Consider the following 25,623-nt stretch of genomic DNA (forward strand, 5'->3'; position numbering starts at 1 on the left):
GCCGTTGAGAGTCCGGCGGGAGTGGTCGCGACCTCCTCCCCCCCTCCCGAGGAGTGAGACAGACATGCTCGACCGAACGATCCGGGCCGTCGCCGCCGCCCTCTGCCTGCTACCGATCGGGGTCCCGTCCCCGGTCCGGGCGCAGCAGCCGCCGCAATCGCCTCCCCAGAGGGCCCGGCCGCAGGAGTTGAGGACCCGAGTGAGCGCTATCTTCGCCCAGCTCGACGCGAACGGCGACCAGGCCATCGACCGGGGAGAGGTCCCGGAAGAGGGCCAGGAGGCATTCGAGACCCTGCTGAAGCATGGCGACGCCAACAGGGACGGCCGACTCGAGGGGGCCGAATTCCGAGCCCTGCTGGCAACGCTCCGGGCGCTCGGGCCTCCTCCGGGGACAAACGCGAGTCTCAACGGTGCCGCGCTCCGCTCCCTGGACCGGAACGGCGACGGTGCCCTCGGCCGAGACGAGTTCCCCGGCTCCTCCGTCCTGTTCAACCGGCTCGATTCCGACAGCGACGGCCTTCTCTCCCAAAACGAGCTCCGTCGCGCCCAAGAGGCTCGAGCGCAGCGGATGCGGGCCCGAACCGGACCGCCGCTCCCCGACTCGCCCCGGCGTCCCTCCGTGCCGGATCGCGGTCGGGGGCGGGGCTCGGGGGCCCCGTCGCCGATCGACCCGGAAACCTGACGCTCGTGGACGAGGCGGCTACAATCGACCCGGTCGGGAGACGCTCGATTCCCTCCGCCTCGCCCCTCGGAGGTTTCCGATGGCGACCGTCAGCGCCGCCCTCTCCACCGTCGCCGACCCGGACAGGGCGTGCCAGGAGGTACTGGATCGGCTTGAGCAGGCGATGGGGACGACCCGCGCCGACCTCGCCGTGGCCTTCGCCTCGGCCGAGCACGCGGATGCCCTTGGAACACTCTCCCACCGCATCCGACAGGGCGGTCTTGCCGATCACGTGATCGGCTGCTCGGGAGAGACGATCGTCGGGGAAGGCCGAGAGATCGAATCGGGCCCCGCCCTGGCGCTCTGGTCGATCCGAGCTCCCGGGGCCGGAGTTCACACCTTCCGGGCGACCGGCCCGGCGGATCTCGACCGGCTGCCGATCCAAGGCGAAGGGGAAGCCTCGCCAAGCCGAGCCATGATCCTGCTCGGCGACCCGTTCTCGTTCTCCGCCGACGACTGGCTGACCGCCGTGAACGAGCGGGCCCCGGGCCTGCCCGTCGTGGGAGGCATGGCGAGCGCCTCCCACTCCCCCGGGGGGAATCGACTGGTCGTCGACGACGAACTGGTCTCCGTTGGGGCCGTCGGCGTGCTCCTGGAGGGGCCGATCGCCGTCCGAGCGGTCGTCAGCCAGGGGTGCCGGCCGATCGGCCGGCCGATGATCGTGACGCGGGCGGACCGTAATATCATCCTCGATCTGGGCCGTCGCCCGGCGGTCGAGGTGCTCCGAGAGCTGCTCGACGAACTCTCCCCAGAGGATCGCGCCCGAGCCCGCAAGGGATTGCACCTGGGCCGGGTGATGAGCGAGTACCGCGAGCAGTTCGGCCGCGGCGATTTCCTTGTCCGCAACGTGATGGGAATCGACCCCCGCGGCGGGATCGCCGTCTCGGACCTGGTCCGGGTCGGCCAGACGGTCCAGTTCCACGTCCGGGATGCCGAAACCGCCGACGAGGACCTCCACGCCCTGCTCGACCCCCCGATCTCCCCCTCCCCCGTCGGCGCCCTGCTCTTCTCCTGCAACGGCCGGGGGACCCGCCTCTTCCCCTCCCCGGACCACGACGCCCGGGTCCTGACCGAGCACCTCGGCCCGGTGCCGGTCTGCGGCTTCTTCGCGATGGGAGAACTCGGCCCGGTCGGCGGTCGAAACTACGTGCATGGCTTCACGGCCAGCATCGCCTTGTTCCAGGCCGGTTCGTCCTGAGCACCGCTCGACCGCGGCGGCTCACGCTCCAGCACCCAGGAGCACGCAACCGAGACTCGAACCTCACTCCCACGATCCCCAAGGAACCGTCCGAGGAGATCCCGTGTTTGAACCCAATCATGGATTGAAGGGTGATCGCGTGAATCGACCCCATCCCGGAGATTTTTCTAAAGAATCGACTCGACCCCTCGAATAGTTTCGGAGTATCGTCCGCACGTGGGTCAAACGCGAGGGATCGGCGGTCAGGCCGGGGCAGGCAGGCCCCGGAGGGTGACTCCGATTCGAAGCCCAAGCCGGAGATGGAGTTATGGCCGGGTTGCGCGCCCAGGAGCGACTCGATCGAGGGTCGGTCGCCTCCTCCTTCCCCACCTCCGAAGACGATCCTCGACTGATCCGAGCCCTGGAGGACTACCTCGAGGCGGTCGAGGCGGGAAAGGCCCCGAGTCGAGACGCATATCTCGAGGCGCATCCTGAGATCGCCTCGCGGCTGGCCGGGTGCCTCGAGGGGATGGAGGTGATCCACGAGGTCATCGGGAAGGTTGGCACGGGGGGCGGGTCATCCGAAACCATGGATGGGCCGATCGCGATGGAGGAGCCGCCGGCGGGGGTGCTGCTGGGGGAGTACCGACTCGGCCGGGAGCTGGGTCGTGGCGGAATGGGGATCGTGTACGAGGCGTGGCAGCAGTCGCTCGGCCGCCGGGTCGCCGTGAAAGTCCTGCCGTTTGCCGCGACCCTCGACCCGAGGCAGCTCCGCCGGTTCAAGACCGAGGCCCAGGCCGCGGCCTACCTCCAACATGAGCACATCGTACCGGTCTATGCCTTCGGGACCGATCGCGGGACCCATTACTACGCCATGAGGCTGATCGAGGGGTGCTCGCTGGCGAGCCTGATCGGGCGCTGGCGAAACGATCCTCGAATCGACGATCGGCCTGCGGAGATGGACGAGGCCATCCCGGTCGACCCGACCGACATGGGGCCGTTTTCGGACTTTGTCGCCTCCGTCGGCATCCAGGCTGCCGAGGCGCTGGAGCATGCCCATTCGCTCGGCGTGCTCCACCGCGATATCAAGCCGGGGAACCTTCTGGTCGATGGATCGGGGCACCTCTGGGTCACGGATTTCGGCCTGGCCCGCATCCAGGCGACGACCAGCTTGACTCGGTCGGGAGACTTGCTGGGAACGCTCCGGTACATGAGCCCCGAGCAGGCCAAGGGGAGGCACTCCTCCGTGGATCACCGGGCCGATGTCTACGGCCTCGGCGCGACGCTCTACGAATTGCTCACCCGACGGCCGCTGTTCGAGGGAGGCGACCCGTCGGTGCTGGTCGAGAAGATCCAGCGAGAATCCCCCCAGGCGCCTCGGAAGCTGGATCCAAGCATTCCCAGAGACCTCGAGACGATCATCCTCAAGGCGCTGGCCAAGGAGCCCGGCGACCGGTACGGCTCGGCCGCCGAGCTGGCCGAGGACCTCAGAAGGTTCCGGGACGACCGGCCGATTCGGGCCCGCCGCCCCTCCCCCTCCGAGCGGCTGACCCGCTGGGCAAGGCGGCACAAGCCGGCAGTGCTCACGGCGGGGGTTCTGATGGTCCTGGCCCTGCTCGCCCAGTCGGCGACGATCATGCTGCTGGCCCTGGAGAGCCGCCGCGCCCGGGAGAACGCCGCTCGGGCCAGCGCCACGAGCCTTCGACTCTACGACATGGCGGACGACCTCTACGACCAGGTCGCCGAGGGAATCGGGCCCAACTCGGAGGAAGCCGAGGCCCGCCGCCGCCTTTTGGAGACAGCCCTGGGGATCTACGAGCGGTTCGCGGAAGAGGCGGAGGACGACCCGTCGCTCGCCCCCCGGACCGCGATCGCGCTCCGGAAGGCCGGCGACATCCACGCCCGGCTTGGCCACCGAGGCGAGGCAGCCGCTTGCTATCGGAGAGCGCTGGCCCGATATCGCTCCCCCGGCGATGGCAGGACGACCCTCGGCGATGACCGGCCGGCCGAGGTCGCATACGTCCTGAACCGCCTAGGGACCCTGCTGCTGGTGGCCGGCGACCGAAAGAATGCCATCGGACTGCTGGAGGAGGCTGTCGTCGAGCAGGAGCGTCAGGTCGCCCGCCAGGGCTCAGCGGCGGATCGTCTCACGTTGATCGCGTACCTGATCGACCTCGGGCGACCAGTCCCCGACCAGCAGGTTTCCGAACGCTCCTCTCGGGCGCTGGCCAGAGCGCTGGCGCTGGCCGACGAGCTCGCCCACCGCAGTCGAATCGCCCCGGTCCCTCCCGGCACCATCGAGCAGGCGGAGGCCCTCAAGCGGCTGATCCAAGGGAAGCTGGAGCGGAACGATCGGAGATTTGCCGATGCGATCGCCTCGGATCGCTCGGCGCTGGACTGCTATCGGCAACTGGTCACCGCCCATCCGGATCGACTGGAATTCCAGGAGAGGGCGTCCGCGGCGGCGATGAGCCTGGCCTGGTCCCTCGCCTCGTGCCCCGATCCCTCCGTGCGCGACGAATCGCAGGCCATCGCGCTGGTCACGTCGACCCTGGAAGAGGACAAGGGGAATCCAGACCTGATGGTCCATGCCGGCGTCTTCCTCATCCAGATCGACCGTCATGAACAGGCCGAGCGGCTCTTTCGCAAGGTCCTGGAGGTGACTCCCGACCGGGCCGACGTGGTGAACAACCTCGCCTGGCTGCTGGCGACCAGCCCCGACCCTTCCCGGCGCGACCCGGACGAGGCGATCCGACTCGCCGAACGCGCGATCGCCCTGGATCCGACCGTGGCCAGCTACTGGAACACGCTGGGGGTGGCCTATTACCGCGCCGGGAGGCTGAAGGACGCCCTTGCCTCGCTCCAGACCTCGATGGACCTCAGCGACGGCGGCAACGGCTTCGACTGGTTCGTCCTCGCGATGACCCTCTGGAAGCTTGGCGACCGGGACGCCGCCGAGCTCCACTACGCCCGAGCCGTGAACTGGATGAGGCTCTTGCCCCAGAGCGACTCCGCGTTGAAGGAATTCCGAGAGGAAGCTGACTCCACCGTTCGGGCATGACCGCCGCCGATCTCCCCTCCGCGTTCAGGCCAGCTCGGGAACCCGATCGCAGAGATCCCGGTCGAGTTCCGGAAGACGAGCAATCATTTGCTCATACCATAGATATCGTTCTCGGAAGACCTGTCCAAGCATCCGGCTGCGAGCCACCTCCCGGTACGCGGCCGACGCGAGCGATTGCCGGAGCGCGGCATCGGCGATGAGCTGTCGGAGCATCGCCTCGAATTCAGACGGAGAGCGATAGACCATCCCGGTTTCGCCGTGTCGGATCGAGTCGGCGTAGACCGTGGGCGCCGCGAGGCAGGCAACGCCGAGGGCGGCACATTCGAGGTACTTCAGGTCCGATTTGCACCGATTGAACCGACTGGGCATGAGGGGAAGCAACGCGATGTCGGACTGTTGAAGGACTGCGACGTAATCGGCGTAGGGCAGGAACGGCCGGAAGGTCTTCGGGACGGGAGGCAGGGCGTCGAAGAAGGCCCGGTCGTGGACGACATCGACCCGGACCGCGTCTTTGACATCAACCAGAACCCTCCGGAGCGCGGGCATGATCTCGGCCCAGTCGTTCTCTCGGTTCAGCGCCGCGAAGACGATCGACACCGGGCCCTCGGCACGGCGGAGGACTCGCGGAGGCAGCTCGAAGACTCGGTTGGGGAAGACCGCGACAACCGGATGGAAGGCCCGAAGCACCTCGGCGAGCGGCTGGGTCGACGTCTGGACGCAGTGGCAAGCGCGGAATGTCAACGCCTCCTGCGTCGCGACCTCGGGGAAGATGCTCGGATCATCGTCCCATTCGGAGACGATCAAGTATCCGGCCTGGCGGAACCGTCGGATTCCCTCCAGGTCTCGTCTCCCGAGGATACTCCGCTGGAGGATCAACACCCGGGCCTCTCCCGGCCGCTCGGCGAGCAGCGGCGCCACGGCATAATCGGTCCGAGTCCGAACTCCCGGGAGCGTGCGGAGGGCGCGATCCGGCTCCTCCGTGCGGATTCGGGAGCAGATCGGAGTGGCGGCGAGGGTCTGAAGGAGGAGCCGGCTCGGCTGCCGATCGGAACGCACCAGGCGGAGAATCGATCGGAGCGTTCGGTGGGGTTCCGGGCACGCGGCGCCGTCGTCGAAGGGCGCCCGGCCGGGCTCCCAGGGCTCGAGGTCGACGAGGCACATCCCGCGAGGCTCGAACCGCGCTCGCCAGCGATCAGCCACGTCCCCAGCGAGCGCGGTCCAGGCGAGCAGGACGCCATCGGTCGCGAGGAGCCGACACGCCTCATCGATGGTCCGGTCGAGAGCCGGGCAACCGTCAATCAGCCGAGTCAGGATCAGGCAATCGACGCTGGCCGGGGCCAGGCATGGAGTCGGGCCGAGGAGGGCGTCGGCGGGTCCGACCACGAGCCGGTCGACCCGACGCGAGGCCTGGACGGCCTTCCCCTGGTCGGGCTCGATCCCAATGTAGACCACGCCAGGATTCCGGCGGCGGTACGCCTCGGCCGAGAGGCCTTCCCCACAGCCAACCTCCAGGACCACCCGAGCATCCGGCGGGATGAGTTCGGACCACGGGGGAGGCGGGTGATCGCATGGACCGGGGAGTTCCATCGATCCTGGACCCCGAGGGCGACGCTCCTGGCTCGAGTCCCGAAGCAGGGCGAGGCGCGAGGCTGGGGGCAACCGCACACTCCGGATCGCCTCGCCAGGCCTCCGGCGGGGGAGAATCGGCCGGTCGGGCAAGGGCCGACCGGCCATCAGGCGTGTCGAGGAAACCGAGAGGGGGCGCCCCTGATGTGATTGCTCGGTTCAATGGGCCGAGGAGGTCTCCCCATCGGCGGAATCCCCATGGGCCTCCTCCGGGTCTGAAAGAACGAGCCCGGTATCGGGATCAGGAAGCCCGCCGAAGTAGGCGGAGGCGGTGTCGAGCGACGGCTCCTGGGTCACGATCGGGGAAATCCAGCCGCGGCTCAGGAAATCGGATAAGGAGAAGGCGAGCAGGATCAACAACCAGAGGGTTCCCGATCCGGCGAAGAGCCAGGTGAGCCGACTGCTGTACCTCAGGTGCATGAAGTACAACATGATCAGCACCGCCTTGACCACCGCGATCGTCAGGGCGATCGGGATCTCCAGGACGCCCAGCTCGAGGTACGCGACCCCGACGGTGACGACCAGCAGGACCATCAGGATGGCGAAGATGATCAAGTTGGTCTTGATCGTGAAGACGTGCTGGCTCATTTGTTAATCAGGTAGAGGATCGGGTAGAGGAAGACCCAGACGATGTCGACGAAGTGCCAGTACAGGCCCAGCATCTCGATCTGGGTCGCGCCGCCGCCGGTGAACCACCGTCTCCAGACCAGCACGGCCATGATCGCCATGATCACGATGCCGATGACCATGTGCAGGGCGTGGATGCCGGTGAGGGTGAAGTAGAACGACCAGAACAGGATCTGGCGGCCGGGGTAACGCTCTTGATTGAAGTTGAGCCCCGGGACGAGCTCCTCGTGGTAGTCGTGAATCCACTCGTAGGCTTTGATGCCCAGGAAGGCCGAGCCGAGCACGATGGTGGCGATGAGCAGCCAGACGGTGTGTCGGTCTTGCCGGAGCTGCGCGGCCCGCACGGCCAGGGCCATGGCGAGGCTGGAGCAGAGCAGGACGCCGGTGTTGATGGCCCCGAGCAGCACGTCGAGGTGGTGGCTCGCCGCGCGCATCGCCGGGGCGTGGAGGGTCTGCACGATCGCGAAGGCTCCGAGGACCCCCCCGAAGAATAGGACTTCCGTGGCGAGGAAGGCCCACATCCCCAGGGAGGAGCTCTCATGCTGCTGATGCAGGTCGTCGAAGTGATGATACAGGTACGTATCATCCTGCCCGAAGGTATTGTCGTGGGCGGGGGCGGTGGCGCTAGACAATGCCTTGCTCCTGAACTTCGCGCTGCTGGTCGGCGCGATCCTGCAACTCGTAGTCGTAGGGCCCGCCGGTGACGATCGGGATCTCTTCGAAGTTGTGGGTCGGAGGGGGGCTGGCGGTGGTCCACTCGAGCCCGTAGGCCGCCCAGGGGTTGGCGTTGGCGACCTTACCGATCAGCAGGGAGATCGGCAGGTAGATCAGCGGCATCAGGTAGCCGACCGCGAGAATCGAGGCGCCGGCGGTTGACATGACGTTCAGCACCTGGAACTCCTCGGGATACTCGTAATATCGCCTGGGCATTCCCATGTAACCGAGGATGAACTGAGGGAAGAACGTCAGGTTGAAGCCGATGAAGACGGTCAGGGCCGACAAGGCGCCCCAGAATTCGGAGTACATCCGCCCGGTCATCTTCGGCCACCAGAAGTGCAGGCCGCCGAGGTAGGCCATCACCATGCCGCCGACCATGATGTAGTGGAAGTGGGCGACGACGAAGTAGGTATCGTGCACGTGCACGTCGGTCGCCATGGTCGACAGGACCAGCCCGGTCAGGCCGCCGATGGTGAACAGGCCGATGAACCCGAGGGCGTAGAGCATCGGAGTCCGGAAGCTGACCGATCCCTTGTACAGGGTGGCCGTCCAGTTGAACACCTTGATGCCCGAGGGCACGGCGACGAGGAAACTGAGGACCGAGAAGATCAGGCCGGCGTACATCGACTGGCTGGAGACAAACATGTGGTGTCCCCAGACCAGGAACCCGAGGACCGCGATCGCCAGCAGGGCGCCGGCCATGAACGAGTAGCCGAAGATCTTCCTGCGGGCGAAGGCAGTGACAATCTCGCTGATCACGCCGAAGCTCGGCAGGATCATGATGTAGACCGCCGGGTGGCTGTAGAACCAGAACAGGTGCTGGAACAGCAGTGGGTCGCCTCCGTAGGCTGGGTCGAAGATCCCGACCCGGAAGACCCGCTCAACGGCGACCAGGACGATCGTGATCGCCAGCACTGGCGTGCCGAGCACGATGATCAGGCTGGTCGCGTAGTGCGCCCAGATGAACAGTGGCAGGCGGAGCCAGGTCATCCCGGGGGCCCGCATCGTGTGGATTGTCACGATGAAGTTCAGGGCCGTCAGGATCGACGAGAAGCCGACGATGAAGATTCCCAGGGCCGCGGCGATCACCTGGGTGTTGGAGAACATCGTCGAGTACGGCGTGTAGAAGGTCCACCCCGTGTCGACGCCGCCGGCCACGAGCGCGTACATCGTGAACAGCCCGCCGAGCATGTAGATGTACCAGCTCAGCAGGTTGATTCTCGGGAAGGCCAGATCCCTTGCCCCGATCATCAACGGCAGCAGGAAGTTCCCAAGCACCGCGGGGACGCCCGGGATCAGGAAGAAGAACACCATGAACACGCCGTGGATCGTGAACGTCCGGTTGTAGTCATCCGGCGCGTTGAAGACGTCTCCCCGGGGCGTCATCAGCTCCATCCGGACCAGCGACGCCGCGACGCCGCCGAAGATGAAGAAGAAGGTGATCGACGCCAGGTACAGGAGGGCGATCCGCTTGTGGTCGGTCGTCAGCAGCCAGGACTTGATCGAGAAGTCGGAGCCGAGGTAACCCAGCTTGGGATCCGACTCCTCGACCAGGCGGGGGTCGTCGGCCTGGGGTTCGTGGCTCATCGCGCGTCGCCTCCGTTACCGGTACCCATTCCCATGATCTCGGTGATGTTCGACGGGGCGCCTTCGCCGTCCTGCATCCCGCGGTCGGTGGTCGGCCGGGTCGTGCGGCCTCGGCCGATCGACTTGATGTAGGCGACCAGCTTGAGCATGTCCTCTTCGGGGATCTGGCCCTCGAAGGAGGGCATCAGGGGCTCGTAGCCAGCGACGACCTCGTCCTTCGGCCGGAGGATCGAATCCCGGAGATAGCGCTCGTCGGCCTGAATGATCCTCACCCCGCTGTTCGGGTCGGCCGGGTCGTTCAGCAGCGGGACCGGGCCGCCGAAGACGCCCTCGAGGGGAGGAGCCTTGACGGTCGAGTTGCCGCCGTGGCATCCGCTGCAGTGGTACTGGCGGAAGAGGGCCTCGCCAGCGACGGCCATCCCCGTCTGCTCGCTGCTGCCCTCGAGCCACTCCTCATATTCGGACGGTTCCATGACGGTGACCCAGCCCCCCATCCGGGAGTGCTCGGCGCCACAGTACTCCGCGCAAAAGAGGCGATAGCGGCCGACCTTCGTCGGCTGGAACCACAACGTCGTGTAGCGGCCTGGCAAGACGTCCTGCTTCACGCGGAAGGCGGGAATATAGAAGCTGTGGATCACGTCCTGAGAGGTCATCACCAGCCGAACCGGCTGGCCGACCGGGACGTGCAGCTCGTTGATCTCCTTACTCCCCTCCGGATGCTGGGCCTTCCACATCCACTGCTTGCCGATGACGTAGATGTCGACCGCGTCCCCCGGGGGGGAGACCAGCTCGAAGTAGACGAGGGCCCCCCAGACGAACAGGCCGATGCCCAGAAGCGTGGGCACCGTGATGTAGACGGCCTCGGCGATCGGGTTCGAGTCCTGGATGCCGGAGCGATCAGCCCTCGATCCCCGCCGGTATTTCACGGCGAAATAGAGAACGAAGAAGGCGAAGGAAAGGGTGAACGCCGCACTGACGATCATCAGCCCGATGTAGACAGCGTCGACCTTCGGGGCGTGCGTCGAGGCGGATTGAGGGAAGAGTGGGAAGTCCCACATGGGATCATCGTCTCTCTTAGCGGTCCAGGTGGGCGTCCGGGGTCTTCTCGATTTGGCCGGCGGGGGACATCGCCCGGCGCCGGTCTCGAATGAGCATCGCGGTGATGAACCACGCCAGGCCCACCAAGGTGGCGACGCCGAGCAGGCGGACGACGTTCATGATCGCGAAGCTGTACGTCCCGCTTTCCGGGTCGTAGGCGTAGCACAGCAGCAGGGCCTGTTCGACCACGCCGCCGATCTTGCCTCCCGAGGCCTCTGACAGGGCGAGCCTGAGATCCCGGGCGGGATAGCTGATGCCGTAGACGTAGCGGGAGACGCGGCCATCAGGGGTCAGGGTGATGATCCCGGCCGCGTGGGCGTAAAGGTTGGTCTTCGGGTTGAAGCTGTACGAGAAGCCGACCGAGTCGGCCAGCGCGTCGATCGTGTCCGAGTCGTCGGTTGTCAGGAAGTGCCAGCCATCCCGGGCCTCCTCGCTGGCGAAGTGGTAGGCCCGCATGACCGCGGCCTCCTTGGCGATGGCCGACTCCGGAACATCCTTGGGATTGATACTGACACTGATGATCTCAAACTCCGAGCCGACAGTGTAATCGTCCAGGACATTCAGGCTTCGGGTCAGGCCGTCCAGAATCTGATTGCAGAGCAACGGGCAATCGAAGTAGACCAGGGTGAGGATCACCGGCTTGTCGCCGAGCAGGTCTCCCAGGCGGACGACCCGACCGGACTCGTCCCGGAAGCGAAGGTCCAGGGGAACCTGCGCACCCGGCTTCTGCTCGAACTTCACCTTGCTGAGGATGCCGGATCGGGGGGCCAACTCCGGCCGATCCGTCCGGGTCACGGAAGGCTGACCGGAGGCCAACGGCGCCGGCGCGGCGGCCAGCAGCGTCAGCGTCGCGACGACCAGTGACCACGGACGGAAGGAGGCGGTCATTCGGCAGACCCTTCCGGGGCGTGGGGACGGGTTGGGAGTCCCTGCTCGGCGGTCAAGGCGATCGCCCGATCGATGGGGATGTGGGCGATGCCAGCCTCGCGGTCGACCCAGCCGTAAGACCCGAGCCGGGCTTCGATCTCCTGTCGCATCTTCCGCATGTCCCGACCGGGAGATTCTTGGAGCCGAGCACCTGGAAAGAGCGCGGGATCCTCCAGCGCCATCATTGGCGGGCGGTCCTCGGCCTTGCGCCGGTTGGCGTCGCGGAACCGAGCCATCATGAAGGCAACCACGAGGAACACGATCGTCACGGAGACGACCAGCCCGACCGCGAAGACGCCGATGGCGCCGACGTCGATCCGGTCTTCCTGGTGACCCCGAGCATGGGGATTCAGGGAGTGATCAGCATGATCGTGCTCGGACATCTCGTCAGGTCCTCGAGTGCGAAGCATGGGCCCGGTCGCTGGCCAGCAGTTCGACGAGCTTCGGCTCGTTCTTCGCCAGGATCGGGCGGGCGTTGAGGAAGAAGCAGTAAGCCGCCACCCAGAGCCCGCCGACGCCGATCAGGGCGGGCAGGTCGAACAGGTGGGGAACCGGCGAGTCGTAGCCGAGTGACGGAGCAAGCAGCCAGTACACATCGACCACGTGCACGCCGAGGATCACGGCCGAGATCGTCCTCAACCGGGAGGTGTTCTCCTTGTTCGCGCGGAAAAGCAGCACGAGGAACGGCAGGAAGAAATGGAAGATCACGAGGAACGCGGCGACGTACTGCCAGCCGTGGGCGGATCGCTCGAGATACCAGGGGATCTCCTCGCTCAGGTCGCCGCTCCAGATGATCAGGAACTGGCTATAGGTCGTGTAGGCCCAGAGCATGACGAAGGCGAGCATCAGGTTGCCCAGGTCCCGGAGACGTTTGGGCGTGACCAGACCTTCGAACGTGCCGGCGTCGGTCAGCAGTGTGACGACGATGTTCGTCAGGGCGAAGGTCTGCAGTCCCATGCCGATGATCAGCATCGCCCCATAGAGGGTGGAGTACCACTCGGGGTCAAGCGACATGCCCCAGTCGAACAGCAGGAACGTGGCCGTCAGGAAGGCGAGAAGTAGCCCGGGGCCGGAAATCGCCGCCAAACGACGGGTCGGGAGCCAAGGGTTCTCCGCTCGATCCTGCTCGGCGGACCATCGGGTCATGGCCAGTGCCAGCAGTCCGAAGATCGCGAAGTAGCCGACCGCCCTGCCGAAGAAGAAGGCCCGATTGAACCAGATCTCCTTGTGGTTGAAGCCTGCCGCATGGCCGTCGTCGGTCGCAGCGACTGCAGCTCCCTCCGGGTCGAGGGTGTACTCTGGCTGGACCCCACCGATCTCGTCCTCGGGCTCGGCGGAATGCTCGGCGACCGCTTCCCCGTCATCCCTTTCCGCATGGGCCTCACTGCCGTGCTCGGCGCCGGCCCAGGGGTAGATCTGGCCGAGGCCGATGGCGATGGGGAGATACAGGGGGACCATGAGCACGAGGGTCGAGGCCGCGGCCTCGAGCGGGCGGCGGGTGATCACGCCCCAGGTCCCGGCGGCCAGATGGATCAGCAGGAGAAGCATCGTCCCGGCGATCGCCGGGCCGAGCCAGAAGAGGTAGGCCATCAGGTAGGAGCGGAGCACCTGCTGCACGTCAAAGAGCACGCCGACCAGGCAGAGGCCCAAGCCGACCAGACCGACCAGGCCCGAGAGCCGGAAGATCCGCTCGAGCCGACCGGAGAGTCCATCGCCGTTGCCGTTGCCGTTGGGGCCAAAGAACCTGCTCACTGGGCCGCCTCCTGGGGCTGCTCGAGCCGCTCTCGGTCGGCTTCGGGGAGCCCGCTGACCTGGGCGTTCTGGCTGAGTTGAAGGGCCCGGATGTAGGCGACCACCGCCCAGCGGTCGCGGGGCTTGATCCGGTGGGCATACGAGTACATGGCCCCGTATCCCCGGGTGATCACGTCGTAGATGTGACCGACCGGGATGTCCCGCAGCCGCTGCTCGTGGAAACTCGGCGGCTTGGGCAAGCCCCGCTGCACGATCATCCCGTTGCCGTCCCCCAGGCCGCCGTGGCAGGGAGAGCAGAAGGCCATGAAGCGGTCCTGCCCGCGCTCGATCACCGCGCGGTCGATCTCGAACGGGAAGGTCGAGGCGAGCGCGCCGTCGACCCGGCCGTAGTACAGGTGCTCGTCCTGGCGGGCCCAGCCGCGCGGAACGGTGCCGGCGACCAGAGGCCGGGCCGAGAGCCCGTCGGGGAAGAAGGCGCTGGCCTGGAAGGTGTCATAGCGCGGCTGGTCGTACATCTCGCTCCGGCAGCCGGCCAGGCCGGAGAGGACCGCGGTGCCAAGGGCCAGCGCGGCGGTGATGCGGCGGCCGGAGGGGACGGCGCCGGGTCGGGTCGGGCGACTCATGGCCTCACCTCCGACAGCGATTCGGGGTTCAGTCCCTGGAGGAAGGTCCGGGTCTGCTCGGCGTCGAACTTCTCGTCATCCCAGCGGATGAAGAGGAAGAAGCGATCGACCGAGGCCCGGGAGAACTCCTCGACGTTGAAGAGGGGGTGATACGGCCGGGGAAGGCCATTGAGGAACAACATCCCAATAACCGCCGCGAAGGCCGCCGCCAGGACCGTGCATTCGAACGTCACCGGGATGAACGCCGGCCAGCTGTTGAATGGCTTGCCGCCGACGTTCAGCGGGTAGTGCATCACGGAGGCGAAGTACTGCATCGCGAACCCGCCGATCCCCCCGAGCAGGCCGCCGGTGAAGACGATCGCCGCGATCCGGGTCTTGCGGAAGCCGATCGCCTCGGCCAGCCCTTCGACCGGCATCGGCGAGTGGGCCTCGACGTTCCGGTAGCCCGCCTCCCGGGTTCGGGAGGCGGCGGCGACCAGATCCTCGGGGGTCTTGAATTCGGCCAGGTAGCCGTACAGTTCCGGGTGGGTCACGTCCATCGTCTGGTTCCTCTCCCGCTCAGGAGTGAGACTCCCCGTGGTCACCGTGGCCTTGCCCGTCACCCTGCCGCCCGGCGTGGTGGTGCTGCTCGTGCACCAGTTCCTTCATCTCGGTGATCGAGATCGCCGGTAGGATCCGGATGAACAGGAACATGAGGCTCAGGAACACGCCGATGGTGCCGAGATACAGCGACCAGTCCCAGAAGGTCGCCGTGTAGTGCTCCCAGGCCGCCGGCACGAAGTCGCGGCTGAGGCTGACCACGATGATGACGAACCGCTCGAGCCACATCCCGACGTTGACGAACATCGAGATGATCCAGAGCAGGTAGACGTTGCGCCGGAAGGGGCGGAACCAAAGGAACTGCGGGGCGATCACGTTGCAGAGGATCAGGCCCCAGTAGAACCACCGGTACGGGCCGAACGGCCGGTTCTCGAGCATCATGAAGTGCTCGTATTCATTCTCGCCGTACCAGGCGATGAAGTCCTCCATCAGGTAGCCGTAGGCGACAATCAGGCCGGTGGTCAGCATGACCTTGGCCATGTTGTCCAGGTGCTTGTCCGTGATGAAGTCGTGCAGCTTGTAGAGGTGCCGCATCGGGATCGCCAGGGTGAGCACCATGGCGAACCCCGCGAAGACCGCACCGGCCACGAAGTAGGGCGGGAAGATCGTCGTGTGCCAGCCGGGGACGATGCCGACGGAGAAGTCGAACGAGACGATCGAGTGCACCGAGACGACCAGCGGCGTCGAGAGGCCGGCCAGCAGCAGGTAAGCCATCTGGTAGCGCGACCAGTGCCGAGCCGATCCCCGCCAGCCCATCGAACCGATGCCATAGAGGACCTTGGCGATCCGGTTCTTGGCCCGGTCCCGCATCGTCGCCAGGTCGGGGATCAGGCCGATGTACCAGAACAGCAGGGAGACGGTCGCGTAGGTCGACACCGCGAAAACGTCGAACACCAGAGGACTGCGAAACTGCGGCCACAGCCCCATCGTGTTCGGGTACGGCATCAGCCAGTAAAAGACCCAGGGGCGGCCGAGGTGGAGGATCGGATACATCCCGGCGCAGGCGACGGCGAAGAGGGTCATCGCCTCGGCGAACCGGTTGATCGACGTCCGCCACTCCTGCCTCAGAAGCAGGAGGATCGCCGAGATCAGCGTCCCGGCGTGGCCGATGCCGATCCACCACACGAAGTTGATGATCGCGAAGCCCCACATGACCGGGACCTGCAGGCCCCAGACTCCGGTGCCGTTGAATAGCAGCCAGGTGACCGAGACCAGGAACAGGTTGACCAGTCCGAAGGCGAGCGCGAACCCGATGAGCCATTCCTTGCGGAAGCCCCGGGTCAGGACCATCGACCCGATCTTGTCCGTGACCGTCGTGTAGTCGTGACCGGGGCCGAGAACCGGCTCCGGAGCGGGCGCGCCGCGCCCTCGATCGTTCGTTTCTAGCGCCATCGAGTCCGCCTCACGCCGTCGCGATCTCGGGATTCGGGTTGGTCACGCGGGCCAGGTACGTCGTGCGGGGCCGGGTGTTGAGCTCCTCGGCCAGCATGCCGTAATTGCGCGGCGACTGCTTCAGCCGGGTCACCTGCGCAGACTCGTCGTTCAGGTCGCCGAAGACCAGCGCCCGGGTCGGGCAGGCGGACTGGCAGGCGGTGACGATCTCGCCGTCCCGCACGCGACGGCCTTCAAGTTCGGACTGGATTTTCCCCTCATAGATCCGCTGCACGCAGTAGGTGCACTTCTCCATCACGCCCCGGGGGCGGACGGTCACGTCCGGGTTGTGCAGCAGCACCAGCGGGGAAACCCCGGAACTAAGCGCCGTCTCCTTGAGCCGGACCTCGGTGTACTTCAGGAAGTTGAAGTGCCGGACCTTGTACGGGCAGTTGTTGGAGCAGTACCGCGTGCCGACGCAGCGGTTGTAGACCATGTTGTTGAGCCCCTCGTGGTCGTGCACCGTCGCCTCGACGGGACAGACGGGCTCGCACGGGGCCTTCTCGCAATGCATGCAGAACCGGGGCTGGAAGGCGACCTTCGGGTTGGAGAGCCCAGGCTCCTGGCCTCGGGGCGTCTCGATCGCGAAGTAGCGGTCGACCTCCATCCAGTGCATGACCCGGCCGCGCTTGACCTCCCGCTTGCCGACCACCGGAATATTGTTCTCGGCCTGGCAGGCGACCACACAAGAGGCGCAGCCGATGCAGCGGTTCAGGTCGACGGTCATCCCCCAGGCATACCCGGGGTGGCCGTTCCAGCCCTCGCCCCGGTCGGCGGAGTAGTCGTAACTCGGGTAGAGCGACGGCGTCTCCTCGCCGTGGCGGGCCGACACGTGGTGGCCGTCGTGGGCGAAGTCGGGGTTGGCCCGGTACTCGTCGACCGTGGCTTCCCGGATCAGGTCGCGTCCCTCGATCGAACGCTGAAGCTGCGTCGAGGCCAGCTCGTAGGTCCGGTCGGTCCGGCTCAGTTTCGCCCCCGGGATCACCCACGGGTTCGCCGAGGTCCGCAGCAAATACGCGTTGAACCCGGTGCCGTTCCCGACCCGGCCCGCCTTCTCCCGGCCGTAGCCGAGGTGCAGGGTCACGGCCCCCTCGGCGTGGCCGGGCATGACGAAGATCGGGACGTCGAGTGTCACCGTGCCGACGGTCAGGCCGACGACGTCCCCCATCTGGAGCCCCGCCAGCGGACCGCCGGAGTCCTCGGCGACCAGTGAGGGGGGAACCATCAGGGCGTTGTCCCAGGTCAGCTTGGTAATCGGCTTGGGGCACTCCTGGAGCCAGGCGTTGTTGGCGAACCGGCCGTCGAAGATGGTCGGGTCGGGAGCGAGAACCAGTTCGAGCTCCCCCTCGCCCTGGGCAGCCGGGCCGAAGTCCTCTTCGGCGACCAGCCCCCCGACGTCCTGGAGCGCGACCTCGACCGTGGGGGAGGAGGAGTCGGGAACCACCCCGTCGTGCACGAGCTTCCGCCAGCGCTTCGCGAAGCCGTCCTCGGCGGCGGGGGAGTCTCCCTCGGCGAGCTGGCCTCGCCAGTAGTTCTCCAGCAGGACGCGGCCATCCGGGTTTCGCTCGCCTCGGAGGGCGGCGACGACCTCGATCGCCGACCGACCGCCGAAGAGGGGAGCGATCAGCGGCTGCACCAGCGACGCCGTGCCGTCGAACGCCCGGGCATCCCCCCAGGATTCAAGGAAGTGGGCCTCGGGAACGTGCCAATGGCACAGCTCGCCCGTCTCGTCCAGATACAGCCCGACGTGCACCCGCAGCGCCTGGCTCTCGATCATCGCCTCGCGGAAGCCAAGGTCGCTGGGGGCGTCGTACACCGGATTGACGCCGAGCAGGACGAGCAGGTCGACGTTGTCCGCCTCCAGGTCGTCGACCAGCTGCCGGAGCGACTCCGAGTGGCTGCCCTCCTCCGGCTCCGGCGCGACCGGTTCGATGTACGAAACCGTCTTGCCGACACTGCCCAGCGCCTGGTTCATCGCGTGAGCCAGCGCGTGGACGACCGGCGGCTGGCCGATGCCGGGGATGACCAGCGAGGCCCCCTGATGGCCCTTCAGGTCTCGGGCCACCGCGCCGACCCAGGCCAGGGCCTCCTCGGGCAGCGCGACGGCCGGCTCGCCGACCCCGTCCACCCCCACCTCCCGGGCGAGGGCCAGGGCGAAGGCCTTGATCCGGCTGGCCGGCAGCGGGAGCCGGTGATCGGCCTTCGCGCCGGTGAGCGTCAGGTTGCACTCGACCGCGTAGAGCCGGTTCATCCCCCGATCGTTGTCCGGGTCGCGACGGTCGGCGAAGCCCCGGGCGTGGACGAGGTGACCGGGCCCCGAGGCGAGGAAATCGGCGTCGAGGGTCACGATCCGGTCGGCCCGCTCGACGTGGTAGACCGGCTGCACGTCCTTGCCGAAGGCCCGGATCGCCCCGTCCCGGGCGTTGTCGCGATTCACCGGCTCGTACTGATGCCAGCGAACGCCGGGGAGAGCCTCCTGGAGCGCCCGGATCTGGGCGATCAACGTCGGAGAGGTGATCGAACCGGTGAGGAGGCGGACCCGATCGCCCCGGCCGTCGGCCTTGAGAGCGTCGAATCGCGCCAGCATCGTCTCCTGAAAGGCCTCCCACGTTGTGGGGCGGCCGTTGCGGAGAACGGTTTGCGATCGATCCGGGTCGTAGAGGGTCAGCAGCTCAGCCTGGCAGAAGATGTCGGTCGAGCCGACCGCGGCGGAAATCGGCGCATCCTCGGCCGAGGGATCGGCCTGCTCCCCGGGGAGCAGGCACGCCGGGGACGCCGGATGAAGGGCGTTCCCCTCGATCTTGATCGGCCTGCCTTCCTGGCTCTCCACGAGCAGGCCGATTGTATCGCCCGCGATGGTGGCCGAGGTAGCGAAGAACAGCGGCTTGCCCTGCACCAGCTCCTCGGGAGCCTTGATGTACGGGACAATCCGCTCGGGGGGCTGGAAGGCGCACCCGGTCACCCCGGCCAGGGCGAGCGAGGCGGCCATCAGCTTGAGGAACTGACGGCGGCTGGCCGGGTCGTCCCACGCATCGGCCGCGTCGGGGAACTCACGCTGGAGGTAGCCGAGGAACTCGTCGGTCTGGGACAGCTCCTCCAGGCCTCGCCAGTAGCGGGGGCCGACGGCCCCATCGAGCCGGGCGCGGAGGGCGGCCAGGTTGAGGGGAGTCCGCTTGGGGGCGTGCTGGGGCTCTCTCATCGGTGGCACACCGCGCAATTGGTCAGGGGGGTGTCATGGCCCATCGTCGGGACCTCGTACATGGCGGCCAGCAACTGGCCCAGCTCCTCCTGAGAGACGTAGTCGTCCTCAGTCAGGAAGGCATAGGTCTCGGCGTCCGCCTCTCGTTGAACGAAGGCCCGCACCTCGTCCTGATTGGCCTCGACCGACCAGTCGAGGTTGAAGACCTCGTCCCGAGGGCGAAGGTGCCGCTGCGGATTGCGGTGGCACTCCAGGCACCAGCCCATGTTCATCGACTCCTCCTTCCAGGCCAGCGGCATCATGTCGACCCGGCCGTGGCAGGAGAAGCAGCCAACGCCTTTCTTCAGATGCACCGAGTGGTTGAAGTACGCATAGTCCGGCACGTCGTGGATCCGGGTCCACTCGATCGGCTTGCCCAGCGCCAGGCTCTCTCGGACCGGGGCGAGCATCGGGCTGTCGGTCCAGATCTGCGAGTGGCAGCTCATGCAGGTGTACGTCGGCGGCATCCCGGCGAAGGATGAGTCCTCGACCGAGCTGTGGCAGTATCGGCAGTCAATCCCCAGGCCGTTGACGTGGTGCTCGTGCGAGAAGGGGACCGGCTGGGCTTTGACGACGTGCACGTCCGTCTGGTACGGGGACTGAATCACCATGTACGACACGCCGACCGCCCCCAGGGCGATCAACGCCGCGCCGATGAGGCTCAGGCGGGCGAGCGTGTTGGCGCTCGGGTGGAATATCTGGGCCATCGCTCTCCTCAACTCGCCGACCGAGGTGGGACGAATCGGACGCCGCTCCCCAGGAACCCGCCGGCTGGCCGCTCGACCGCTCCGTCAAGCTCCGTCCCGCGATGGACGGCGAATCCGGGTCGACGCTGCAGTTCGTGATTTATTTCACGAAGGAAGGCGTAAGACAAGGAATGACCCCTGGATCCGCACCAACTCGGGGACGTCTTCTCGAGTGTGAGGGGGCGGTTGACCGACCGGGCGGAAGGGGTGCTCTTGGGCCTCGGGAGGCGAACCGGGCCCGTGTGAGGGTCAATTCAACGACGCCGCCGCTTTTGAATTGACCCGACCGCAATAGATTACCCGAGCCTCGCTCCGGCGGCAAGGCGCCACCGCCGGGCCATCGCACACTCCGGACCAATCGCTCCGGAACCCGCTCCTGTCCAAAGACTTGGGCCCTCCCTCACTCCGATGCCGATGGTCGGCGCCGGATGTTGTCGAAACGATCGGGACGGTCGAGGAGCGGGCCGGGCCTTGGCGAAAGCGCAAGCAGCCAGGGAGACGGGGACGCCGGGTGGAGCAATTCAGCCCTCAGGATCTCGGCCCGGCTTCGGGCCGAGTGCGACGCCCAGCGGGCCACGGCCTCCGACTCGTCCTGGCCTGCCGGGTGCCCTGGATAGAGCACGACGGTTACGATTCCCCCCGGCCGGATGATCCCGAGGGCGGCCTCCAGTGCCGGTAAGGTCGTCGCCGAGACCGTTGTCCGGGATCGGTCGCCGCCGGGAAGGTAGCCCAGGTTGAACATCACGGCGGCTGGCCGGGCGAAGGGCCCCGGCTTTCGCACCAGGGCGTCGAGCCGCTCGTGGCCGGCCCGGACCAGCGACACTCGGTCGGAGATGCCGGCCTCCTCGAGCCGACCCCGGGCGGAGGCGAGTGCGGCCTGCTGGACGTCCAGCCCGAGGACTCGCCCTCCCGGGCCAACCTGATCGGCGAGCCAGATCGTGTCGTGCCCGTTGCCAACAGTGGCGTCGATTGCCGCGTCCCCCTCCGAGAGGACCCGGCCGACGAGCATCCGAGCCAGCTCGACCACCCTGGGGATTGCCATCGCTCCGGCCGGGGAACTCAGGAGGACAGACGGGAGGAGTTCCCCGATCCGACCGGCTCTCCTCTCCCTCCCCCCGATCTCCGTCGAGGCCGAGCCAGCCCGAGAACCAGCAGCACGACCCAGGCGCCCGCCAGCACCCGGGCGGGCCAGCGATCGACGAACGCCCACGGCGAGCCATCCGACGCGGTGAGGACCTGGATCAATCGCTCCTCCAGCGGACCGCCGAGGATGATCCCGAGCACGACCGGGCCCAACGGTACTCCTCGCCGTTCCAGGACGAAGCCGATCAGCCCGAATGCGAGCATCACCCCGACGTCGAAGCCGCTCCCGTTGATCGCGAAGGCTCCCAGGACGCAGAACAGCAGGATCACCGGCATCAGGATGCGTTTCGGCACCCGGAGCACCAGGCCCCCCGCCTTGATCGCCGCCAGACCGATCGGCAGCAAGACGAGGTTCGCCAGCAGGAAGATTGTGTAGAGGCCGTAGACGATGATCGGTTGCTTCTCGAAGATCTCCGGCCCCGGTCGGAGGTCCTTCATCATCAGCACCCCGATGACGATGGCCGTGACTGAATCCCCGGGGATCCCGAGGATCAGGGCGGGGATCCAGGCTCCCGCGAGGGCGGAGGAATTGGCCGTGGTCGCGTCCCCGAGCCGGTCGAGCGCGGCCTCGTCGTCGGGAGTCCTCGGATCGTGTCCAGAGCGTCGAGAAACCCCCAGCGAGACCCAGCTCGCGACGTCGGCCCCCGCCCCTGGCAGCATCCCGATCAGCGAACCGATGGCGCTGGAACGCAACACCGCCAGCGGTCGGCGCATCAGACGGACGATCCCCAGTGGGAGGGATCGGATCGGCCGGTTCGACCCGGCGGGAGGGATGCCTTCCGTCCCTCCCTCCGGGCCGACCTCCAGCGTGATGAGATTCTTCAGCACCTCGGAGACGCCGAACAGGCCGATCATCGCCGGGATGAAGCCGATCCCCTGGTACAGTTCCGGATTGCCGAGCGTGAACCGAGATTGGGCGTGCACGGCGCTGAGCCCGACCGTCGAGACAAGCAGGCCGAACAGCACCGCCAGCGCCCCTCGACCCGGTGCATCCCTCGACACGACCACGGCGCAAGAAAGGCCGAGCACGTAGAGCCAGAAGTGCTCCGACGGACTGAACAACGTCCCAACCTGGGCAAGCTGGCTCCCCAAAACGATCAGCACGGCCGCCCCGATCAGGCCCCCCGCCACGCTGCTCACCAGCGCGGTCACCAGCGCCAGATCCGCCTTCCCTCGGGCCGAGAGCCCGCTGCCGATGTCTGCGTACGCCGCCGAGGCCGGGGTGCCGGGGATGCGGAGCAGGATCGTCGGGATGTCTCCCGCGAAGATCGCACAGGCGACCATCGTCACCACCGCCGCCAGCGCCGGCAATGGAGGCAGCCAGTAGGTGACTGGGACCAGCAGCGCCATGGCCATCGTCGCCGTCAGCCCGGGCACGGCACCGACGAAGACGCCGTAGACCGCCGCCGAGATTACGGCGAGCCAGACGACCGGGTCGAGCAAGACTTGGCCCGCGGCCTCGACGATCGTAGGGTCGATCAACGCCCCTTCCCCCCCTCTGCCCCGACGCCTCGGGTCGGGATCACCAGCCGAGCCATCCCCAGGGCAGCGGAACCCGCAGCAGCACGGCGAAGACCTGATAGGTGATGGGCACGAGGACCGCCGCCGTCCCCAGCGCGACCGGCCACCGAACCCGGAGCCCGACCATCAGCGCCGACAACAGCACCGCCGCGGTCACCACATAGCCCGCGGTCTCGACCAGGAGCAGGTACGCCATGACGAACCCTGGCACCATCCCCATGCGAACCAGTCCCCGACGGTCGATCGCCGGGGCGTCCTCGGCCCGCCGTAGTCCCCCCCGGACCACCAGCACGAGGAGAATCACCGCCATGAGCAGGAACACGACCGTCGGAAAGATCATGGGACCGTACCGGGTCCGCCGCACCGACTGGAACGCCTCCCCGGTGAGGATCTGGCCCATTTGACGGTCAAACTGCTCCATGACCTCCCGGAACTGGTCTGGAGGCGCGGGAGAAACGTTGAAACCGGAGTGCTCCATGAACTCCAGGTAGTCCTCGCTGTGGATCACCCGGTCCACGGCCGCCGTGAGCCGCTCGGCGCGCTCCTCGGGCACTCCCCGCGGCAAAGCGAGCCCCCGCCACCCTCCCATCGCCCAGTCAGAGCCCTGCTCTCGGAACGTCGGCACGTCGGGGAAATCGGCGATCCGCTCCTCCGCCATCACCCCGAGGCAACGCACCCGCCCCGCCTCCATCAGCGCGGCCGCCTCGGGGAGGCTGCAGCAGACCAGATCCACTCCGGACGACATCAAGGCATCGAGCGAGGGCCCGGCGCCGTTGATCGGGATCCAGATGATGTCGTCGGCACGCATCCCCTCAGCGTCCAGCCAGCCGGCGAGACTGACATGCCAGATGCCCCCCTGGGCGGTGCCGGAGGCCTTCAACGCCCTCGGATGGGCGGCGACGTACTCATGCAGCTCCCCCAGCGATTTCCAGGGGGCGTCTTCCCGGACGAACAGGGCGGCGGCGTCCCGGTTCAGCAGCATGACCGGCCGGAAGTCGTCAGGGCCAATGTTGGTCAACCCCCGCCAGTGGAGCATGTTCAGCTCCACGGTGATCATCGTCATCGTGTAACCGTCGGGGACCGCCAGCGCCCCCCGGGTGTGGCCGGTCACGCCCGACCCTCCGGTGGCGTTGACCACGTTGACCGGGACCCCGAGCTCCTGCTCCAGCAACGCGGCCACTTTCCGGGAGACGGTATCCGTGCCTCCTCCCGCCGACCACGGGCAGATGAGCATGATCGGCCGGTCGGGATAACCCTTCTCCCCGCCGCAGCCGGCCAGCAAGGCGAGCAGCAGCAGGGCGATCGGCCCCGGAGTTCGGAACGGTTGGCGTCTGGTCATCGCACGAGGAGGATCGAGAGGACGGTCGCCGAGAAATCAGGAGGGCTCGGGGCGATCGAAGGGCGGCGGCCCGATGCTCATCCGGTCGTCTCGGCTCGAGGAGACTCCGATCGGTCAGGTCGCGTCTCCAACACGATAGGGCGAGCCGCCCTCCGACGGAAGGGCCCGGAGCGGCGAACTTCTCCTGCCGGTCAGAACGGATGGCTCAGGTGGAGAGACACACTGTACAGGACCACGACCCCCGCCGCCGCGATCCCGAGCCGAAGGACGAACTTCCCTCGTCCCGGCGCAACCCGCTCCACCAGCTCGGCGATCACGACCACCGCCGCGATGATCGCGAACTTGTACCCAACCAGTCCCGCCACGTTGAACCGACGGAAGAACCAGGCCGCCACCGGGTTCGACTCCACGAACTGCGGCCCCCGGTGCAGCAGCCAGGTGGTCAGCAGGATGTCCAGGATGCTCAGCAACAAGAGCCAGGAGATCTCCGACTCCAGCGTGAGGCTCCTCCGATGCCAGGGCCCCTGATCCCGGGATTGCCCCCACCGATCGTCTCCCATCACCCTCCCCGAATGAGTGCCGCGGTCGCGGTCGATCAATCGTCCCTCAGGAACACGATGCCCCCGAGAGACGCCGGTTGCAACGCCCCGGGGCCAGCGATTGACAGACGGGCCATCCGCCTTATAGCGTGAAGCCCTCGCCACCTATCGCCGACGCTCGATGCCCGATCGAGTCCCGAGGGGACCGCCGATGGCCGGATCCGAGAAGTCGCCCCGCCGCCAGGCGCTCGAGGCCAGCCTCGCCGCCGACCCGACCGACACCTTCCTCCGTTACGGCCTCGCCATGCAATGCCTGCGCGACGGGGATGTCGACGAGGGCCGTCGGATGCTCGAGGCCCTCATCGCCGATCACCCCGACGACCAGGTGGCCGCCTACCAGCAACTCGGCCAGTCGTACATGGACGAGGGGGACGCCGACCACGCCCGGGCCTACTTCACCCGGGGGATCGACACGGCTCGGGCCCGGGGCGACCTGAAGGCCGCGAATGAAATGCAGGGGTTCCTGGAACTGCTCGGCTGACGACGGGGCCGGCGCAGCCGGGCATTGCCGCGATGGTCGCCACCTTCACCTTCCCGATCCGGATCCGTTTCGGAGATGGCGCTGTCGCCGAGCTCCCCGCCGAACTGGAACGCCTCGGTGTCCAAACACCCCTGATCGTCACCGATCCCGGCATCATCGCTGCCGGCCTGCTCGAACGGACTCGACGCGCCCTCCCGTCCCATTCCGTGTTCGACGCCGTCGAGGCCAACCCGACCGAACGGAACATCCTCGATGCCCTGGCCTCCTACGAGAGGCGGGGTGCGACGGCGTCGTCGGCTGCGGCGGCGGCAGCGCGATCGACGCGGCGAAGGCCGTCCGACTGCTTGCCACCCATCCGGGGTCGCTGGCCGACTACGACCTGACGAGCGGAGGGTCGGAGCGAATCACCTCCCTCCTGCCGCCAATGGCAGCCGTGCCCACGACCGCTGGGACCGGCTCCGAGGCTGGCCGGGGGACCTTGATCGTAACCGTCCGATGAACCGCGTCTGGAAAGCGAGCTGAGTCGACGCGACGATACCCGCGGCGGGTCCGATCGCCCCGCCCGGGAGCCGCACCCATGCCGCGTCAGGCATCCGACGACGCACCGTG

General features: G+C 67.3%; 21 protein-coding genes and 1 pseudogene. 5 read left to right on the forward strand and 17 right to left on the reverse strand.

Annotation, left to right across the window (positions count from 1 at the left end; all coding sequences use genetic code 11):
- Positions 1-64: 64 nt before the first annotated feature.
- The 3 genes from TsocGM_RS01990 to TsocGM_RS02000 all read left to right on the forward strand — a co-directional run bounded on the left by TsocGM_RS01990 (position 65) and on the right by TsocGM_RS02000 (position 4,959).
- The gene (locus tag TsocGM_RS01990) at positions 65-682 is read left to right on the forward strand and encodes an EF-hand domain-containing protein (protein ID WP_126723641.1); all 618 of its coding nucleotides are present in this window, start codon (positions 65-67) and stop codon (positions 680-682) included.
- A 79-nt stretch (positions 683-761) separates the two neighbouring features.
- Entirely contained in the window at positions 762-1,919 is a 1,158-nt protein-coding gene (locus tag TsocGM_RS01995) for an FIST signal transduction protein (RefSeq protein ID WP_126723642.1), read from the forward strand.
- A 307-nt stretch (positions 1,920-2,226) separates the two neighbouring features.
- Complete coding sequence (locus TsocGM_RS02000; protein ID WP_126723643.1) at positions 2,227-4,959, forward strand: protein kinase domain-containing protein; 2,733 nt, start codon at positions 2,227-2,229, stop codon at positions 4,957-4,959.
- Positions 4,960-4,983: 24 nt separating this feature from the next.
- On the opposite strand, the gene TsocGM_RS02005 is transcribed toward TsocGM_RS02000, so the two are convergent.
- The 17 genes from TsocGM_RS02005 to TsocGM_RS02085 all read right to left on the reverse strand — a co-directional run bounded on the left by TsocGM_RS02005 (position 4,984) and on the right by TsocGM_RS02085 (position 24,494).
- On the reverse strand, positions 4,984-6,477 hold the full coding sequence (locus TsocGM_RS02005) for a glycosyltransferase family protein (protein ID WP_158633337.1): 1,494 nt from the start codon (positions 6,475-6,477) through the stop codon (positions 4,984-4,986).
- Positions 6,478-6,744: 267 nt separating this feature from the next.
- Positions 6,745-7,173, reverse strand: a complete 429-nt coding sequence (locus TsocGM_RS02010; protein WP_126723645.1) for a cytochrome C oxidase subunit IV family protein — start codon at positions 7,171-7,173, stop codon at positions 6,745-6,747.
- A complete protein-coding gene (locus tag TsocGM_RS02015; protein ID WP_233578174.1) occupies positions 7,170-7,844 on the reverse strand; it encodes a cytochrome c oxidase subunit 3 in 675 nt (224 codons plus the stop codon). Before TsocGM_RS02015 ends, TsocGM_RS02010 begins: the two co-directional genes overlap by 4 nt.
- Positions 7,837-9,516: a cytochrome c oxidase subunit I gene (gene ctaD / locus TsocGM_RS02020; RefSeq protein ID WP_126723646.1), complete on the reverse strand. Its 1,680-nt coding sequence runs from the start codon at positions 9,514-9,516 to the stop codon at positions 7,837-7,839. Before ctaD ends, TsocGM_RS02015 begins: the two co-directional genes overlap by 8 nt.
- The gene (coxB, locus tag TsocGM_RS02025; RefSeq protein WP_126723647.1) at positions 9,513-10,574 is read right to left on the reverse strand and encodes a cytochrome c oxidase subunit II; all 1,062 of its coding nucleotides are present in this window, start codon (positions 10,572-10,574) and stop codon (positions 9,513-9,515) included. The genes ctaD and coxB overlap by 4 nt, the downstream gene beginning before the upstream one ends.
- Positions 10,575-10,590: 16 nt before the next feature.
- On the reverse strand, positions 10,591-11,502 hold the full coding sequence (locus tag TsocGM_RS02030) for an SCO family protein (protein ID WP_126723648.1): 912 nt from the start codon (positions 11,500-11,502) through the stop codon (positions 10,591-10,593).
- Entirely contained in the window at positions 11,499-11,924 is a 426-nt protein-coding gene (locus TsocGM_RS02035; protein ID WP_126723649.1) for a hypothetical protein, read from the reverse strand. Before TsocGM_RS02035 ends, TsocGM_RS02030 begins: the two co-directional genes overlap by 4 nt.
- Positions 11,925-11,928: 4 nt before the next feature.
- Positions 11,929-13,293 (reverse strand): hypothetical protein, encoded by a 1,365-nt coding sequence (locus TsocGM_RS02040; RefSeq protein WP_126723650.1) that lies wholly within the window; start codon positions 13,291-13,293, stop codon positions 11,929-11,931.
- Positions 13,290-13,916 carry a c-type cytochrome gene (locus tag TsocGM_RS02045; RefSeq protein WP_126723651.1) on the reverse strand — a complete coding sequence of 209 codons (627 nt, stop codon included), beginning with the start codon at positions 13,914-13,916 and terminating at the stop codon, positions 13,290-13,292. The genes TsocGM_RS02040 and TsocGM_RS02045 overlap by 4 nt, the downstream gene beginning before the upstream one ends.
- A complete protein-coding gene (locus tag TsocGM_RS02050; RefSeq protein WP_126723652.1) occupies positions 13,913-14,455 on the reverse strand; it encodes a DUF3341 domain-containing protein in 543 nt (180 codons plus the stop codon). Before TsocGM_RS02050 ends, TsocGM_RS02045 begins: the two co-directional genes overlap by 4 nt.
- Before the next feature lie 19 nt (positions 14,456-14,474).
- A complete protein-coding gene (gene nrfD, locus TsocGM_RS02055) occupies positions 14,475-15,908 on the reverse strand; it encodes an NrfD/PsrC family molybdoenzyme membrane anchor subunit (protein WP_126723653.1) in 1,434 nt (477 codons plus the stop codon).
- Between the two features lie 10 nt (positions 15,909-15,918).
- Complete coding sequence (locus TsocGM_RS27500; protein ID WP_126723654.1) at positions 15,919-19,146, reverse strand: TAT-variant-translocated molybdopterin oxidoreductase; 3,228 nt, start codon at positions 19,144-19,146, stop codon at positions 15,919-15,921.
- Positions 19,143-19,892 (reverse strand): cytochrome c3 family protein, encoded by a 750-nt coding sequence (locus tag TsocGM_RS02065; RefSeq protein ID WP_199756678.1) that lies wholly within the window; start codon positions 19,890-19,892, stop codon positions 19,143-19,145. Before TsocGM_RS02065 ends, TsocGM_RS27500 begins: the two co-directional genes overlap by 4 nt.
- Positions 19,893-20,331: 439 nt before the next feature.
- Positions 20,332-20,973, reverse strand: a complete 642-nt coding sequence (locus tag TsocGM_RS02070; RefSeq protein ID WP_126723655.1) for a class I SAM-dependent methyltransferase — start codon at positions 20,971-20,973, stop codon at positions 20,332-20,334.
- A gap of 17 nt (positions 20,974-20,990) precedes the next feature.
- Positions 20,991-22,556 (reverse strand): tripartite tricarboxylate transporter permease, encoded by a 1,566-nt coding sequence (locus TsocGM_RS02075; RefSeq protein ID WP_199756679.1) that lies wholly within the window; start codon positions 22,554-22,556, stop codon positions 20,991-20,993.
- A gap of 40 nt (positions 22,557-22,596) precedes the next feature.
- A complete protein-coding gene (locus TsocGM_RS02080) occupies positions 22,597-23,934 on the reverse strand; it encodes a tripartite tricarboxylate transporter substrate-binding protein (RefSeq protein WP_126723656.1) in 1,338 nt (445 codons plus the stop codon).
- Positions 23,935-24,125: 191 nt separating this feature from the next.
- Complete coding sequence (locus TsocGM_RS02085) at positions 24,126-24,494, reverse strand: DUF5658 family protein (RefSeq protein WP_126723657.1); 369 nt, start codon at positions 24,492-24,494, stop codon at positions 24,126-24,128.
- A gap of 190 nt (positions 24,495-24,684) precedes the next feature.
- Between TsocGM_RS02085 and TsocGM_RS02090 the strand changes: the two genes are divergently transcribed.
- Both TsocGM_RS02090 and TsocGM_RS27845 read left to right on the forward strand, forming a co-directional pair.
- On the forward strand, positions 24,685-25,014 hold the full coding sequence (locus TsocGM_RS02090) for a tetratricopeptide repeat protein (protein ID WP_126723658.1): 330 nt from the start codon (positions 24,685-24,687) through the stop codon (positions 25,012-25,014).
- A 32-nt stretch (positions 25,015-25,046) separates the two neighbouring features.
- Positions 25,047-25,513, forward strand: a pseudogene (locus tag TsocGM_RS27845) (iron-containing alcohol dehydrogenase).
- Positions 25,514-25,623 lie beyond the last annotated feature (110 nt).

The organism is Tautonia sociabilis (genome assembly GCF_003977685.1).
Taxonomy (GTDB): domain Bacteria; phylum Planctomycetota; class Planctomycetia; order Isosphaerales; family Isosphaeraceae; genus Tautonia; species Tautonia sociabilis.

Coding starts and splice junctions, on each gene's coding strand:
- ctaD (WP_126723646.1), bottom strand. CDS start 9,516: ATGAGCCACGAACCCCAGGCCGACGACCCCCGCCTGGTCGAGGAGTCG.
- TsocGM_RS27500 (WP_126723654.1), bottom strand. CDS start 19,146: ATGAGAGAGCCCCAGCACGCCCCCAAGCGGACTCCCCTCAACCTGGCC.
- coxB (WP_126723647.1), bottom strand. CDS start 10,574: ATGTGGGACTTCCCACTCTTCCCTCAATCCGCCTCGACGCACGCCCCG.
- TsocGM_RS02085 (WP_126723657.1), bottom strand. CDS start 24,494: ATGGGAGACGATCGGTGGGGGCAATCCCGGGATCAGGGGCCCTGGCAT.
- TsocGM_RS02030 (WP_126723648.1), bottom strand. CDS start 11,502: ATGACCGCCTCCTTCCGTCCGTGGTCACTGGTCGTCGCGACGCTGACG.
- TsocGM_RS01990 (WP_126723641.1), top strand. CDS start 65: ATGCTCGACCGAACGATCCGGGCCGTCGCCGCCGCCCTCTGCCTGCTA.
- TsocGM_RS02080 (WP_126723656.1), bottom strand. CDS start 23,934: ATGACCAGACGCCAACCGTTCCGAACTCCGGGGCCGATCGCCCTGCTG.
- TsocGM_RS01995 (WP_126723642.1), top strand. CDS start 762: ATGGCGACCGTCAGCGCCGCCCTCTCCACCGTCGCCGACCCGGACAGG.
- TsocGM_RS02050 (WP_126723652.1), bottom strand. CDS start 14,455: ATGGACGTGACCCACCCGGAACTGTACGGCTACCTGGCCGAATTCAAG.
- TsocGM_RS02065 (WP_199756678.1), bottom strand. CDS start 19,892: ATGGCCCAGATATTCCACCCGAGCGCCAACACGCTCGCCCGCCTGAGC.
- TsocGM_RS02070 (WP_126723655.1), bottom strand. CDS start 20,973: ATGGCAATCCCCAGGGTGGTCGAGCTGGCTCGGATGCTCGTCGGCCGG.
- TsocGM_RS02090 (WP_126723658.1), top strand. CDS start 24,685: ATGGCCGGATCCGAGAAGTCGCCCCGCCGCCAGGCGCTCGAGGCCAGC.
- TsocGM_RS02010 (WP_126723645.1), bottom strand. CDS start 7,173: ATGAGCCAGCACGTCTTCACGATCAAGACCAACTTGATCATCTTCGCC.
- TsocGM_RS02045 (WP_126723651.1), bottom strand. CDS start 13,916: ATGAGTCGCCCGACCCGACCCGGCGCCGTCCCCTCCGGCCGCCGCATC.
- nrfD (WP_126723653.1), bottom strand. CDS start 15,908: ATGGCGCTAGAAACGAACGATCGAGGGCGCGGCGCGCCCGCTCCGGAG.
- TsocGM_RS02035 (WP_126723649.1), bottom strand. CDS start 11,924: ATGTCCGAGCACGATCATGCTGATCACTCCCTGAATCCCCATGCTCGG.
- TsocGM_RS02000 (WP_126723643.1), top strand. CDS start 2,227: ATGGCCGGGTTGCGCGCCCAGGAGCGACTCGATCGAGGGTCGGTCGCC.